This window comes from Terracoccus luteus (assembly GCF_003635045.1).
GTDB classification, from domain to species: domain Bacteria; phylum Actinomycetota; class Actinomycetes; order Actinomycetales; family Dermatophilaceae; genus Terracoccus; species Terracoccus luteus.
The window spans coordinates 899,465-913,916 of the sequence record NZ_RBXT01000001.1; the positions used below are offsets into that span (position 1 = coordinate 899,465).

Genomic DNA, 14,452 nt, shown 5'->3' on the forward strand with positions numbered 1-14,452 from the left:
CTTGTATCGAAACGACACAAGGAGAGACGATGCCGGAGCAGCACGCGACACAGGACCGCCGGGCGGTCGTGGCCCGGGGGGTCACGGTCCGAGGGACCCACGAGCCGTTCGTCGAGGGGCTCGACGTGCAGGCCCCCTCCGGGGCCGTGACCCTGGTGGCCGTCGACCCCGGGGACGCCCAGGTGGCCGCCGCATTGGTGCTGGGGGGCCGCATCGAGCCGGCCACCGGCACCGTCACCATCGGGGGCCGCGCCGGTCGCGACGTGCTGCAGTCGCGCACCCGACTCGTCGACGTGCCCGACGTCACGGCGCCGGAGGAGGCGCTCGCGGTCGCCCACGTCGTCGCGGAGGAGCTGGCCCTCGCCGAGCAGCCGTCGTCCAGGCGTGACGTCGCGCGGTTCCTCGCCGAGCACGACCTCACCGACCGCTCGCGCGGACGGTGGGACTCGCTCCCCGCCGGCACCCGCACCAGCCTGCTGCTCGAGCTGGGCAGCCGGCACCCGAACGGCGGGGTGCTCGTCCTGACCGGTCCCGACCGGCACGGGGGCGACCCCGACCCGTGGTGGCGCACCGCCTCGGCCCTCGCCGGCCGCGGCCTGACGGTCGTCGTGCTGTGCACGCCGGCCACGGCCGCCCAGCTGGCCCCCCGGCTCGTCGCCCCCGGCGCGCATGTGCCGCCGGCCGGCTCGAGCACCACCGACCACGAGCTCCAGGGAGTGCCCGCGTGAACCCGTTCCGCCTCGCCGTCGCCGAGCTGCGTCGGCTGACCGCCAACCGTCTCGCGGCGCTCGCGGTCGTGGCCCTCACCATCGTGCCGACCCTGTACGGCGGCCTGTACCTCTGGGCCAACCACGACCCGTACGGGCAGCTGCCGAACGTGCCCGCCGCCGTCGCCACCGACGACGTCGGCACCACCCTCAGCACCGGCGAGAGGCTGCGGGTGGGCGACCGCGTCGCCGACGACCTCGTGCGCTCGCACTCCTTCGACTGGCACCGGGTCTCACGACAGGAGGCGCTCGACGGCGTCGAGCAGGGGCGGTACTCCTTCGCCCTCGTGCTGCCGCGCACCTTCTCCTCCGACCTCGCCTCGTCCGGTGACTTCCACCCCCGTCGCGCGTCGATGACCCTCGAGACCAACGACGCCAACAACTACCTCGCCTCGGTCATGGGCAACACCGTCGTCAAGGAGGTCACCACCTCCGTCGCCTCTCAGGTGAGCAGCACCGCCGCCAGCCAGCTGCTCGTCGGCCTGAGCCAGGTGCACGACGAGCTCGGCAAGGCCGCCGACGGCGCGGGCCGGCTGCGCGCCGGCGCGACCGACGCGTCGAAGGGCGCCGCGAGCCTCGTGACCGGCTCGCAGCGACTCACGACCGGGCTCACCGACCTGCGCGACGGCGCCACCCGTCTCGCCGCCGGCGCCGACGACGCGGTCGCTGGCGCCGACCGCCTCCACACCGGCGCCTCGCAGCTGCGCACCGGCCTGCGCACCCTGTCGTCCAAGACCGCCGCGCTGCCCGCGCAGACCGACCGGCTCGCCGACGGCGCCGAGCAGGTGGCGGCCGGCAACCGCACCGTCGCCGCCGCCGGCCTCGAGGTCGCCGGCGTCAGCACCACCCTGCGCGGCGACCTCGCCGAGCAGCGCAGCGCCCTCCTGGCCGACCTGCGCACGGCCGGGCTCACCGACGAGCAGCTCGCCCTCGTGACGACCCGGCTCGACCGCGTCGACGCCACCGTCGGGCGTGCCGACGGCCGCATCCAGACCGCGTCGAGGCAGCTGACCGCCCTCTCGACGGGTGCCGACGAGGTCGCGACCGGAGCACGGACGCTGGCCCGCTCGACCCCCGCCCTCGTGTCCGGTGTCGACGGCGCGGCCACCGGGGCCACGCGTCTGCGCGACGGCGCCGCCTCCCTGGAGACCGGGCTGCGCACCCTCGGCACCGGTGCCGACCGCCTCGCCGCCGGTGCAGGCACGGCCGTCACCGGCAGCACCGACCTCACGTCGGGGGCCCGACGCCTGCAGTCGGGTGTCGCCGAGCTGGGCAAGGGCGCCGGCACCCTGGCGACGTCGCTCACGCAGGGCCGTGACGAGGTGCCCGACCCGACCGACGCCCAGCGTCGCGCCGTGGCGCAGACGATCGGCAGCCCGGTCACGGTCGACACGAGCTCGATGTCGAGCGCCGGCAGCTACGGCGCCGGTCTCGCGCCGCTGTTCCTCAGCCTCGCGCTGTGGATCGGCGCCTACGTCCTCTTCCTCGTCGTCCGGCCGCTCTCGCCGCGCGCCCTCGCCACGAGCCAGCGCTCGGTGCGAACGGCCCTGGGCGGCTGGCTCGCACCGGTCGCCGTCGGCGCGGTGCAGGCGGTCGTCCTCTACCTCGTCGTCGCGGTGGGGCTGCGCATCCACGTCGCGCACCCCGTGCTCACGATGCTGTTCCTCCTCGCGGTGTCGATGACCTTCGTGGCCGTGCTGCACGCGCTCGCCGCGCGGCTCGGGGCCATCGGCAAGTTCCTCGGCCTCGTCCTCATGGTCGTGCAGCTCGTCAGCGCGGGCGGCACGTTCCCGTGGCAGACCCTGCCCGAACCGCTGCAGTGGGTGCACCACGTCGCGCCGATGAGCTACGCGGTCGACGGTCTGCGGCGCCTGCTCTACGGCGCCGACCTCGGCCCGGTGCTGCTCGACCTCGGCGTGCTCGCCGCGTTCCTCGTCGCCGCGCTGGCCCTGTCGAGCGTCGCCGCGCGCCGCGCGCGGGTGTGGACCGCCGCGCGGGTGCACCCCGAGCTCGTCCTCTGAGCGTCGCGCGCCCGCCGCGCAGACCGGGCCCACGACGCCCGTCCGGCCACCCGGCATCCGTCCCGCTCCGACCGAGGGCGGATGCCGGGTGGCTGGGTAGCATCGGGCGCATGAGCAGTGCGGCCCGGGAGAAGTCGTTGGTCCTCATGCGTCACGCCAAGGCGGAGGAGGGTGTTGGCTTGCCCGACCACGACCGCGCCCTCGCCCCCCGGGGCCGTCGCGACGCCCACGCGGCGGGCCGATGGCTGGCCGACCAGGGGCTCGTGCCCGACCTCGTCATCTGCTCGACGGCCGTCCGCACCCGCCAGACGTGGGAGCAGGCGTGCTCCGGGGGCGCCCACGCCGAGTTCGTCGAGTACCGCCGCAGCGTCTATCTCGGCAGCACCGAGCAGGTGCTCGAGACGCTCCGCGAGGACGGCGGCGACACGGCATCCGTCATGGTCGTCGGGCACAACCCGACGATGGCCGAGCTGACCAGCCGGCTGTGCGACGGCGCCGGGTCGACCGAGGCGCACGACGCGCTGTCGCGCGGTTTCGAGACGGCCGGCGTGGCGGTGCTCGACTACGCGGGGGAGTGGGCCGACCTCGACGCGGGGACGTGCCACCTGCGTCGCTTCCACCTCGCGCGGGGCTGAGACCCGCCCGCCCGCCGAGCGTGACACTGCCGGGCGTGAGATGCGGTGTCCACGGTGCGGACACGGTTCTATGCTGCTCGGCATGACGCAGACGCCCGACATCAAGCCCCGCAGCCGCGACGTCACGGACGGTCTCGAGAAGACCGCCGCGCGGGGGATGCTCCGGGCGGTCGGCATGGGTGACGACGACTTCGCCAAGCCGCAGGTCGGCGTGGCGAGCTCGTGGAACGAGATCACGCCGTGCAACCTCTCGCTCGACCGGCTGGCGAAGGCGGTCAAGGACGGCGTCCACGCCGGCGGCGGCTACCCGCTCGAGTTCGGCACCATCTCGGTGTCCGACGGCATCTCGATGGGCCACGAGGGCATGCACTTCAGCCTCGTCAGCCGCGAGGTCATCGCCGACTCCGTCGAGACGGTCATGAACGCCGAGCGGCTCGACGGGTCGGTGCTGCTCGCCGGGTGCGACAAGTCGCTGCCGGGCATGCTCATGGCGGCCGCGCGGCTCAACCTCAGCTCGGTCTTCCTCTACGCCGGCTCGATCCTGCCCGGCATCGCCAAGCTCAGCGACGGCACCGAGAAGACGGTGACGATCATCGACGCCTTCGAGGCCGTCGGCGCCTGCGCGGCCGGCCGCATGTCGCGCGCGGACGTCGACGCCATCGAGCGCGCCATCTGCCCCGGTGAGGGCGCCTGCGGCGGCATGTACACCGCCAACACGATGGCCTCGGTGGCCGAGGCCATCGGCATGTCGCTGCCCGGCTCGGCCGCGCCGCCCGCCACCGACCGTCGCCGCGACACCTTCGCCCGCAAGTCGGGTGAGGCCGTGGTCGAGCTGCTGCGCAAGGGGATCCGCGCCCGCGACATCATGACGAAGGAGGCGTTCGAGAACGCCATCGCCGTCGTCATGGCCTTCGGTGGGTCGACGAACGCCGTGCTCCACCTGCTCGCCATCGCCCACGAGGCCGAGGTCGACCTCACCATCGACGACTTCGCCCGCATCGGGGCCAAGGTCCCGCACCTCGCCGACGTCAAGCCCTTCGGCAGCTACGTGATGACCGACATAGACCGCGTCGGCGGGGTGCCCGTCGTCATGCGGGCCCTGCTCGACGCGGGCCTGCTGCACGGCGACTGCCTGACCGTCACCGGCCGCACGATGGCCGAGAACCTCGCCGACATCGCGCCCCCCGACCTCGACGGCAAGGTCATGCGGGCCATGAGCGAGCCCATCCACGCCTCCGGCGGCCTCACCATCCTCAAGGGCTCGCTGGCACCGGAGGGTGCGGTCGTGAAGTCGGCCGGGTTCGACGACTCGGTCTTCGAGGGCACCGCCCGCGTCTTCGACGGCGAGCGCGCCGCCATGGACGCGGTCGAGCAGGGCGCCCTCGCCCCGCGCGACGTCGTCGTCATCCGCTACGAGGGCCCGAAGGGCGGGCCCGGCATGCGCGAGATGCTCGCCGTCACCGGGGCCATCAAGGGCGCCGGCCTCGGCAAGGACGTCCTCCTGCTCACCGACGGCCGCTTCTCGGGCGGCACGACGGGCCTGTGCGTCGGTCACGTCGCCCCCGAGGCCGTCGACGACGGGCCGATCGCGTTCGTGCGCGACGGCGACGGCATCCGGCTCGACGTCGCGAACGGTCGGCTCGACCTGCTCGTCGACGACGCGGAGATGCAGCGCCGTCGTGACGAGGGGGTCACCCACCCCGAGCCGAAGTACACGCGCGGCGTGCTCGCCAAGTACCGCAAGCTCGTCGGTTCGGCGAGCCGCGGGGCCGTCTGCGACTGACCGGTCAGGCGCGGGGGCCGGTGTCGCGCACGCGGTGCACCCACGTCGACGTGACGACCATGCCGACCCGCTCGTAGAGGCCCAGGGCGCCCGTGCGCGAGTCGGTCGACAGCTCGGACCGCTCGGCCCCGTGCTCACGGGCCAGCGCGAAGGCGTCGACGAGCAGTGCCCGGGCCAGGCCCCGGCCGCGACGGTCGAGCCGCACCGCGAGGCGCGCGACGTAGCCCACGGTGCCCTCGGCCGCCAGCTGCAGCAGGCAGGCCCCGACGGGCGTCAAGGTCTCGTCGGTCACCACGCGCAGGTGCCACGGCTCGAAGCCGGGACGCCGGACGGTGGAGGCGGCGAAGTCCTCGAACCGCTCGCGCTCGCGGACGGACCACTCGAGGAAGGCGTCCTCGATGACGTCGTGCACCGCGCGGTACTCGTCCGGCTCGGCCGTGCGGACCGCGTACCCGGTGGGCAGCGGCTGCGGCTGCACCTGCTCGCCGGGCGGGAGGGCGAGCACCCACGAGGTCCACGCCACCGCGTACCCGAGGGCTTCGAGCAGCCGGTCGCCCGGTGAACCCGCCGGCACGGGCATGCCGACAAGGCCGCGTCCGTCGCGACGGCTGACGGCCTGCATCCAGGTGGCGAGCGCCGTGCCGATGCCGCGGCCGCGGTGGGCGACGGCGACGGTGGCGGCGCCCCACCGGCCCTCGTACACCTCGGCATAGCCGACCAGCCGGGGGTCCGGCCCCGGGGTGAGGACCCCGATGCTCTGGGTGCCCAGGTCGAAGCTGGGTCGCTGCCAGTCGCCCACGAGGTCGGCCTCCTCGATCTCCGCCTCGCCGAGCACGTCGCGCTCGTCCTGCGCCATGAGCTCGAAGACCGCCGCGGAGTCGGCCGTGGTGAGGGGCCGGACGACGAGGCCGAGGCCCGCCATCGCCGCGGCGAGGGGTGCGGTCACGTCGTCCGTGGCGGACGCAGGGGCGCCGGCGATGGGGGACGGGGTCGGGTGGCTGCTCACAGGTCGTCAGTGTCCTGGCGCGCGGTCGGCGCCTCAACCGGGTTTCCCTCCCAGGGGCGCGGTGGACGGCGGGGGTGGGCCGTCACCGATCGCCGACCGCCGAGCGTCGGACACAGAGTGAGACTCCGGTATCAGTGAGTGAGACTCATGAGACGGCTGATTGACACCCCGGCGACCCCGTAGGACGGTAGGGACGTGGCCCGCCTCCTCGTACTTCACCAGCGCGACTGACCAGCACGACCGGTCAGCGCGCTCCCTTCCGTCCCTCACGGGGCAGGAGGGTTTTTTTGTGGCCGGAGACGGTCGAGGAAGCACCACCGAGCCCCGAGCAGCGAAGGAAGAGACCGTGAGCGACACGACGAAGCAGGCCCCATCGCCGGCGGACGTGGCCTCCGTGGCCCGGCCGCGGCCGGGCGCGCCGGGAGGGGCTCACACGGCGGGCGCCGCCCACACCGGGACGAGCGCCGACGGTCTCGCCACCCCGTCCGGCACCGTCGGCTCGTCCGGCACTGCCGGCTCGTCCGGCACGTCGGGCCGGTCGGCGTCCTCCTCGGCCACCCCGAGGAGCACGAGCCGCACGAGCAGCAGCCACAGCACCCACGGCACGGATGCCGGCGTCGACGTCCGTGAGGGCGTGACGGGTGCGCAGTCGCTCGTGCTTGCGCTCGAGGCCGTGGGCTGCGAGGTCGTCTTCGGCATCCCCGGCGGGGCGATCCTGCCCGCCTACGACCCCATGCTCGACTCGAAGAAGGTGCGCCACATCCTCGTGCGCCACGAGCAGGGCGCGGGCCACGCGGCGGAGGGGTACGCGTCGGCGACCGGCAAGGTCGGCGTCTGCATGGCGACGTCCGGCCCGGGCGCGACCAACCTCGTCACCCCGATCGCCGACGCCTACATGGACTCCGTGCCGATGGTCGCCATCACCGGCCAGGTCGCGAGCGGCGCCATCGGCACCGACGCGTTCCAGGAGGCCGACATCCGCGGCATCACGATGCCGATCACGAAGCACAACTACCTCGTCACGGATGCCGCCCGCATCCCGCAGGCGATCGCCGAGGCCTTCCACGTCGCCCGCACCGGTCGCCCCGGCCCGGTGCTCGTCGACATCAGCAAGGACGCCCTGCAGGCGAGCACGACCTTCAGCTGGCCGCCGGTGTTCGACCTCCCGGGCTACCGGCCGGTGACCCGGCCGCACGGCAAGCAGATCCGCGAGGCGGCCCGCCTCATGGCCCAGGCCCGGCGCCCGGTGCTCTACGTCGGCGGTGGCGTCGTCCGCGGGCACGCCAGCGAGGCCCTGCGGCGCCTCGTCGCGCTGACGCAGATCCCCGTCGTCACGACCCTCATGGCCCGCGGGACGGTGCCCGACAGTGAGCCGCTGAACCTCGGCATGCCCGGCATGCACGGGACCGTCGCGGCGGTGACGGGCCTGCAGAAGAGCGACCTCATCATCGCCCTCGGCGCCCGCTTCGACGACCGCGTCACCGGGCAGCTGTCGTCCTTCGCGCCCGACGCCAAGGTCATCCACGCCGACATCGACCCGGCGGAGATCAGCAAGAACCGAACCGCGGACGTGCCGATCGTCGGCGACGTCCTCGAGGTGGTCACCGAGCTCACCGACCAGGTGGCCGCCGACATGAAGGCGGCGCAGAGCGCCGAGCCGCAGGCCGCGGCGGCCGCGTCGGCAGCGTCGGCAGCGTCATGGGACTTCGCCGAGTGGCGCGAGCGGGTGGCCGGCTGGAAGCGGTCGTTCCCCCTCGGCTACACGGACAGCGCCGACGGCACGCTCTCGCCCCAGTACGTCATCGAGCGCATCGGTGCCCTGAGCGGGCCCGACGCGACCTACGTCGCGGGGGTCGGCCAGCACCAGATGTGGGCCGCGCAGTTCGTCCGGTACGAGCGGCCGAACTCGTGGATCAACTCCGGTGGGCTCGGCACGATGGGGTTCTCGGTGCCGGCGGCCATGGGCGCCAAGGTCGCCGAGCCGGAGCGCACGGTGTGGGCCATCGACGGTGACGGCTGCTTCCAGATGACCAACCAGGAGCTCGCCACCTGCGTCATCAACAAGATCCCGGTCAAGGTCGCGGTCATCAACAACAGCTCGCTCGGCATGGTCCGCCAGTGGCAGACCCTCTTCTACGGGGAGCGCTACTCCAACACCGACCTGCAGCCGACGGCCTCGCGCGTCCCCGACTTCGTCAAGCTCGCCGACGCCTACGGGTGCGTCGGTCTGCGGGCCGAGACGCCCGAGGAGGTCGACGACGTCATCCGTCAGGCGCTCGCCATCGACGACCGCCCCGTCGTCATCGACTTCATCGTCCACCGCGACGCCATGGTGTGGCCGATGGTGCCCGCCGGCGTGAGCAACGACATGATCCAGGCCGCCCGCGACGAGGCGCCCGTCTGGGAACGAGAGGACTGACCATGAGCAAGCACACCCTGTCGGTGCTCGTCGAGAACAAGCCCGGCGTCCTCGCCCGTGTGGCGGCCCTGTTCTCGCGGCGCGGCTTCAACATCGACTCCCTCGCCGTGGGGCCCACCGAGCTCTCCGACATCTCGCGCATGACCGTCGTCGTCGAGGTCGAGGGCACCGCGCTCGAGCAGGTGACGAAGCAGCTCAACAAGCTCATCGAGGTGCTCAAGGTCGTCGAGCTCGACCCCACCCACTCCGTCCAGCGCGAGATCCTGCTCGTCAAGGTGCGGTCGGACGCGGTCAGCCGCAGCCAGATCGTCGACACCGCAAGCCTGTTCAAGGCCAAGGTCGTCGACGTGACGACCGACTCGGTCGTCATCGAGGCCACCGGCAACACCGACAAGCTGCGCGCTCTGCTCGACGTGCTCGCCCCCTTCGGGGTCAAGGAGCTCGTCCAGTCGGGCATGGTGGCGGTCGGTCGCGGGTCGCGCTCGATCACCGACCGCAGCCTCCGCAGCGCCTGACCCCACCCGTCCGCACCCGGCCACCCGGCCACCCGGCACCCCCGGGTCCGGACCCACCCGGCCCGTCCTGCACGGGCCCGCCGAACCCAGCCCCGCGGCATCCGCGCCGCACCCCAACCGAAGGAGAAGGCCACGATGGCCGAGATGTTCTACGACGACGACGCCGACCTGTCGATCATCCAGGGTCGAAAGGTCGCCGTCATCGGCTACGGCAGCCAGGGCCACGCCCACGCGCTCAACCTGCGCGACTCGGGCGTCGACGTGCGCATCGGCCTCGCCGAGGGGAGCCGCAGCCGGGCCAAGGCCGAGGCCGAGGGGCTGCCGGTCAGCTCGGTCGCCGACGCCGTCAAGGGCGCCGACCTCGTCGTCATCCTCACGCCCGACCAGGTGCAGCGCTCGGTGTACGCGGACGACATCCGCCCCAACCTCAAGAAGGGCGCGGCGCTGCTCTTCGGGCACGGGTTCAACATCCGCTACGGCTACGTCGAGCCCGAGGCCGACGCGGACGTGCTCATGGTCGCCCCGAAGGGTCCCGGACACATCGTCCGTCGCGAGTTCGTCGACGGCAGAGGGGTGCCCGTGCTGCTCGCCGTCGAGCAGGACGCCTCCGGCGCCGCGTGGGACCTCGCCAAGAGCTACGGCAAGGCGATCGGCGGCCTGCGGGCCGGCGGCATCCGCACGACGTTCACCGAGGAGACCGAGACCGACCTCTTCGGCGAGCAGGCCGTGCTGTGCGGCGGCGCGAGCCAGCTCGTCATGTACGGCTTCGAGACGCTCACCGAGGCGGGCTACCAGCCCGAGGTGGCCTACTTCGAGTGCCTGCACGAGCTCAAGCTCATCGTCGACCTCATGATCGAGGGCGGCATCGCCAAGCAGCGCTGGTCGGTCAGCGACACGGCGGAGTACGGCGACTACGTCTCCGGCCCCCGCGTCATCGACGAGCGCGTCAAGGAGAACATGAAGGCGGTGCTCACCGACATCCAGAACGGCGCCTTCGCCAAGCGCTTCATCGACGACCAGGATGCCGGCGCGCCCGAGTTCACCGCCCTGCGCGAGAAGGGTGCCCAGCACCCCATCGAGGCGACGGGTCGCCAGCTGCGCGGTCTCATGGCGTGGGTCAAGCAGACCGACTCCGACTACGTCGAGGGCAGCGCCGCGCGCTGACCCCCCGCGGACCCCGGCCCACGGGCCGGACGCCCGGTCGCCCGTTCGTGGGGCGACCGGGCGTCCGTCGTCCGCCGACCTCCCGGCCGCTTCTCGGTCGCCTCCCGGCCGTCTCGCGACCGCCCGGTCGTCCGTCATTCGGGACGGGCCGTCCAGCCACTGATACATCAGGCGGGGCGACACGTGCTGCTCACATCGTGGTTACCGGCCGGGGGAGCGGGCCGGGGTGCGCCTAGACTCGCTGCGGCACACCGCGGTGCCGACGACGGCCCGCGCCCCGACGAGTGCGTGGGCTCCCACCCGTCCGGAAGGGAACACCCTGTGAGCAAGCCCGTTGTCCTGATCGCCGAAGAGCTCTCGCCCGCCACCATCGAGGCGCTCGGACCTGACTTCGAGGTCCGCTCGTGCGACGGAGCCGACCGCGGAGCCCTGCTGCCCGCCCTCGCCGACGTCGACGCGGTGCTGATCCGCTCGGCGACGAAGATGGACGCCGAGGCGGTCGCCGCCGCCAAGCAGCTCAAGGTCATCGCCCGTGCCGGCGTGGGTCTCGACAACGTCGACGTCCCCGCCGCGACGCAGGCCGGCGTCATGGTCGTCAACGCCCCGACCTCGAACATCACCTCCGCCGCCGAGCTCGCCATCGCGTTGCTGCTCGCCACGGCCCGCAACGTCGCGCCGGCCAACCAGGCGCTCAAGGCCGGGGCCTGGAAGCGCAGCAAGTACTCGGGCGTCGAGCTGCTCGACAAGACGGTCGGCGTCGTCGGCCTCGGCCGCATCGGCGCCCTCGTCGCCGAGCGCCTCAAGGCGTTCGGGATGAAGGTCATCGCCTACGACCCCTACGCGTCGCCGGCCAAGGCCGGTCTCGTCGGCGCCCAGCTCGTCGGTCTCGACGAGCTGCTCGCGGAGTCCGACTTCATCACCGTGCACCTGCCCAAGACGCCCGAGACGCTCGGCCTCATTGGCGACGAGGCCCTGTCGAAGGTGAAGCCCTCCGTGCGCATCGTCAACGCCGCCCGCGGTGGCATCGTCGACGAGGCCGCCCTGGCCCGCGCCATCGCCGAGGGCCGGGTCGCCGGCGCCGGCATCGACGTCTTCGCCACCGAGCCGACGACCGAGTCGCCGCTGTTCGAGCACGAGTCCGTCGTCGTCACCCCGCACCTCGGCGCCTCGACCGACGAGGCGCAGGAGAAGGCCGGCATCGCCGTGGCCAAGTCGGTGCGCCTCGCCCTCAGCGGCGAGCTCGTCCCGGACGCCGTCAACGTCAGCAGCGGCTTCATCGCCGAGGAGGTGCGCCCCGGCATCTCCCTCGTCGAGAAGCTCGGCCGCGTCTTCACCGCCGTCGCCGGCGGCGTGCCCGCCCAGCTCGACGTCGAGGTGCGCGGCGAGATCACCCAGCACGACGTCAGCGTCTGGAAGCTCGTCGCCCTCAAGGGCCTGTTCACCGACGTCGTCGAGGACGCCGTCACCTACGTCAACGCCCCGGTGCTCGCCGAGCAGCGCGGCGTCGCCGTGCGCCTGCTCACCGAGGCCGACGGTGGCGACTTCCGCAACGTCACGACGCTGCGCGGCACGCTCGGCGACGGGTCCGTCGTCTCGGTGTCGGGCACGCTCACCGGCCCGAAGATGGTCGAGAAGCTCGTCGGCATCAACGGCTACGACCTCGAGGTCGCGCTGTCCGACCACCTGCTCGTCTTCGAGTACAGCGACCGTCCCGGCGTCATCGGCCTCATCGGCCGGGTGCTCGGCGACGCCGGCATCAACATCGGCGGCATGCAGGTCTCGCGCCACGGCGACACCGCCATCGGCGTGCTCAACGTCGACGGAGTCGTCCCGGCCCAGCTGGCCTCCGAGATCGCCGCGCAGATCGAGGCGACCACCTTCACGTCGGTCGACCTGCAGGAGGACTGAGCGCCGGGCCGACCGGCCCACCTCGCCACGACGGGCGGGCACCCCCAGGGGTGCCCGCCCGTCGCGCGTCCCGGCCACGCGGCGCCCGGCTATCCGGCATCCGGCAGCGCGTGTCCCGGCCACCCGGCATCCGGGTCACAGCTTGACGAAGGCGCCCATCGAGACGGTGCGGTCCTCGGGGAGGCGGAAGTAGTCGATGGGGGAGGCGGCGTTGTGGGCGAGGGCGATGAACAGCCGTTTACGCCAGCGCGGCAGCGACGTCTCGCCGGTCAGCTCGACAGTGATGCGCGACAGGAAGTACGTGGCGCCGTCGGGGTCGACCGGCACGCCGGTGTCGCGGGCCCGGGCCAGGGCCTGCGGGACGTCCTGGTCGTCGTGGAAGCCGTAGTGCACCGCGATGTGGATGACGTGGTCGCCGGGCGCGCCGACGACCTGCCACACGATGCTGTCGTCGGGGCTGACGTGGGGGACGTTCTCGCTCACCGTCGAGACGATGACGACGTGCTCGTGGATGACGTGGTTGAGGCGGGTGTTCTCGCGCAGGGCGATCGGCGTCGTCGCCCGTGACGGGTGGACGAAGACGGCCGTGCCCGGCACCCGGGTCGGGCGCTCGCGGGCCAGCCAGCGGCTGAACTCCTGGATCGGGCCCTCTCGGTGGCGGCGCTTCAGGGTGACGACGGCACTGCCGCGACGCCACGTGAGCATCGTCGTGGCGACGACGACGGCGATGAGCACGGGCAGCCAGCCGCCGGTGAGCACCTTCGTGACGTTGGCGGCGAAGAAGACGAGCTCGAGGCCGCCGACGAGGATGCCGAGGGTGAGCAGCCGGCGCCGCGACCAGTGCCACGCCGCGTCGGCGTGGACGAGGAAGAGCGTCGTCGTCAGCAGGAAGGTGCCGGTGACGGCGAGCCCGTAGGCGGTGGCGAGCCGCTCGGACCACTGGAAGACGAGCAGCAGCAGCAGGACGCCGCCGTAGAGGATCCAGTTGATCGCGGGCACGTAGATCTGGCCGCTCTCGTCGGGCGAGGTGTGCCGCACCGTGAGGCGGGGGAGGTAGCCGAGCCGCTCCGCCTGCCGGGAGACGGAGAAGGCGCCGGAGATGACGGCCTGGGAGGCGATGACCGTGGCCGCGGTGGCGAGCACGACGAGCGGCCACACCGCCCACGCCGGGGCGAGCAGGTAGAAGGGGTTGGCGACGGACGTGGGGTCGCGCAGCACGAGCGAGCCCTGGCCGAGGTAGTTCAGGGTCAGGCACGGGAAGACGACGAAGAACCACGCCCGCCGGATCGGGGGTCGCCCGAAGTGGCCCATGTCGGCGTAGAGGGCCTCGGCGCCGGTGATGGCGAGCACGACCGCCCCCATGGCGACGAACCCGACGAGCGGCTGCTCGACGACGAAGAGCACCGCCCAGTGGGGCGAGAGGGCGGTGAGGATCTCCGGGTCGGCGACGATGCCGCCGAGTCCGAGCAGGGCCAGCACCGCGAACCAGAGCGCCATGACCGGGCCGAAGAGGCGCCCAACCCGGGCGGTGCCGGCCCGCTGCACGAGGAAGAGCACGGTGATGACGACGGCCCCGAGCGGCACCTCGAAGCGGCGCAGTGACGGCTCGGGCACCGACAGGCCCTCGATGGCCGACATGACCGAGATGGCCGGGGTGATGACGCTGTCGCCGTAGAAGAGCGAGGCGCCGACGACGCCGAGCACCATGACGACCGCCGCCCGGCGCCCACCCGTGCGCACGGTGCGCCGCGCCAGCGCCGCGAGGGCCATGATGCCGCCCTCTCCGTCGTTGTCGGCGCGCAGCACGAAGGCGACGTACTTGACCGACACGACGACGGTGATCGACCAGAAGACGAGCGAGATGACGCCGTGCACGTTGTCGCGCGTCGGGGCCACCACCCCGTCGTCGATCGAGAACACGGTCTGCAGGGCGTAGAGCGGGCTCGTGCCGATGTCGCCGAAGACGACGCCGAGGGCGCCGAGGGCGAGGGTGAGGCCACCGGCGCGGTGGGCCGTCTGGGATGAGGTCACCAGCCGAGCATCACCGAGGAGCGGGTCGCGGTAAAGCGCCACCCCCCGGGCGTGCCGTCGACGAGCAGCCCGCCGGATGCCGTGGTGCCGGGTCGCGGCGCGCCCGTGAGACGCGCGTCTCATCGTGTGGGACGGTGCTGGACGCCCCCGGAGCGCGGCGTACCGTCGAAGCATGACGCGGCGGCTCGTACTCCTCATCGCCA

At 73.0% G+C, this 14,452-nt stretch carries 10 protein-coding genes; 8 read left to right on the plus strand and 2 right to left on the minus strand.

Annotated features, from left to right (window positions below):
* Positions 1-29: 29 nt before the first annotated feature.
* From DFJ68_RS04160 to ilvD, 4 genes are all read left to right on the plus strand, one after another.
* Positions 30-728 (plus strand): hypothetical protein, encoded by a 699-nt coding sequence (locus DFJ68_RS04160; protein WP_121031265.1) that lies wholly within the window; start codon positions 30-32, stop codon positions 726-728.
* A complete protein-coding gene (locus DFJ68_RS04165; protein ID WP_121031267.1) occupies positions 725-2,788 on the plus strand; it encodes a YhgE/Pip family protein in 2,064 nt (687 codons plus the stop codon). Before DFJ68_RS04160 ends, DFJ68_RS04165 begins: the two co-directional genes overlap by 4 nt.
* Before the next feature lie 110 nt (positions 2,789-2,898).
* Positions 2,899-3,423: a SixA phosphatase family protein gene (locus tag DFJ68_RS04170; protein ID WP_121031269.1), complete on the plus strand. Its 525-nt coding sequence runs from the start codon at positions 2,899-2,901 to the stop codon at positions 3,421-3,423.
* A gap of 82 nt (positions 3,424-3,505) precedes the next feature.
* Positions 3,506-5,206, plus strand: a complete 1,701-nt coding sequence (gene ilvD / locus DFJ68_RS04175; RefSeq protein WP_121035067.1) for a dihydroxy-acid dehydratase — start codon at positions 3,506-3,508, stop codon at positions 5,204-5,206.
* A gap of 4 nt (positions 5,207-5,210) precedes the next feature.
* Here ilvD and DFJ68_RS04180 read toward each other — a convergent pair whose 3' ends face one another.
* A complete protein-coding gene (locus DFJ68_RS04180) occupies positions 5,211-6,152 on the minus strand; it encodes a GNAT family N-acetyltransferase (RefSeq protein ID WP_245963451.1) in 942 nt (313 codons plus the stop codon).
* 406 nt (positions 6,153-6,558) lie between these two features.
* On the opposite strand from DFJ68_RS04180, the gene DFJ68_RS04185 reads away from it, so the two are divergent.
* The 4 genes from DFJ68_RS04185 (at position 6,559) to serA (ending at position 12,218) form a co-directional block, all read left to right on the plus strand.
* Positions 6,559-8,631 carry an acetolactate synthase large subunit gene (locus DFJ68_RS04185; protein WP_245963452.1) on the plus strand — a complete coding sequence of 691 codons (2,073 nt, stop codon included), beginning with the start codon at positions 6,559-6,561 and terminating at the stop codon, positions 8,629-8,631.
* 2 nt (positions 8,632-8,633) lie between these two features.
* Positions 8,634-9,146 (plus strand): acetolactate synthase small subunit, encoded by a 513-nt coding sequence (ilvN, locus tag DFJ68_RS04190; protein WP_121031271.1) that lies wholly within the window; start codon positions 8,634-8,636, stop codon positions 9,144-9,146.
* A gap of 135 nt (positions 9,147-9,281) precedes the next feature.
* Positions 9,282-10,310 carry a ketol-acid reductoisomerase gene (ilvC, locus tag DFJ68_RS04195; RefSeq protein WP_121031273.1) on the plus strand — a complete coding sequence of 343 codons (1,029 nt, stop codon included), beginning with the start codon at positions 9,282-9,284 and terminating at the stop codon, positions 10,308-10,310.
* A 321-nt stretch (positions 10,311-10,631) separates the two neighbouring features.
* A complete protein-coding gene (serA, locus tag DFJ68_RS04200) occupies positions 10,632-12,218 on the plus strand; it encodes a phosphoglycerate dehydrogenase (RefSeq protein WP_121031275.1) in 1,587 nt (528 codons plus the stop codon).
* Positions 12,219-12,353: 135 nt separating this feature from the next.
* On the opposite strand, the gene DFJ68_RS04205 is transcribed toward serA, so the two are convergent.
* Complete coding sequence (locus DFJ68_RS04205; protein WP_245963453.1) at positions 12,354-14,249, minus strand: potassium transporter Kup; 1,896 nt, start codon at positions 14,247-14,249, stop codon at positions 12,354-12,356.
* Positions 14,250-14,452: the final 203 nt, after the last annotated feature.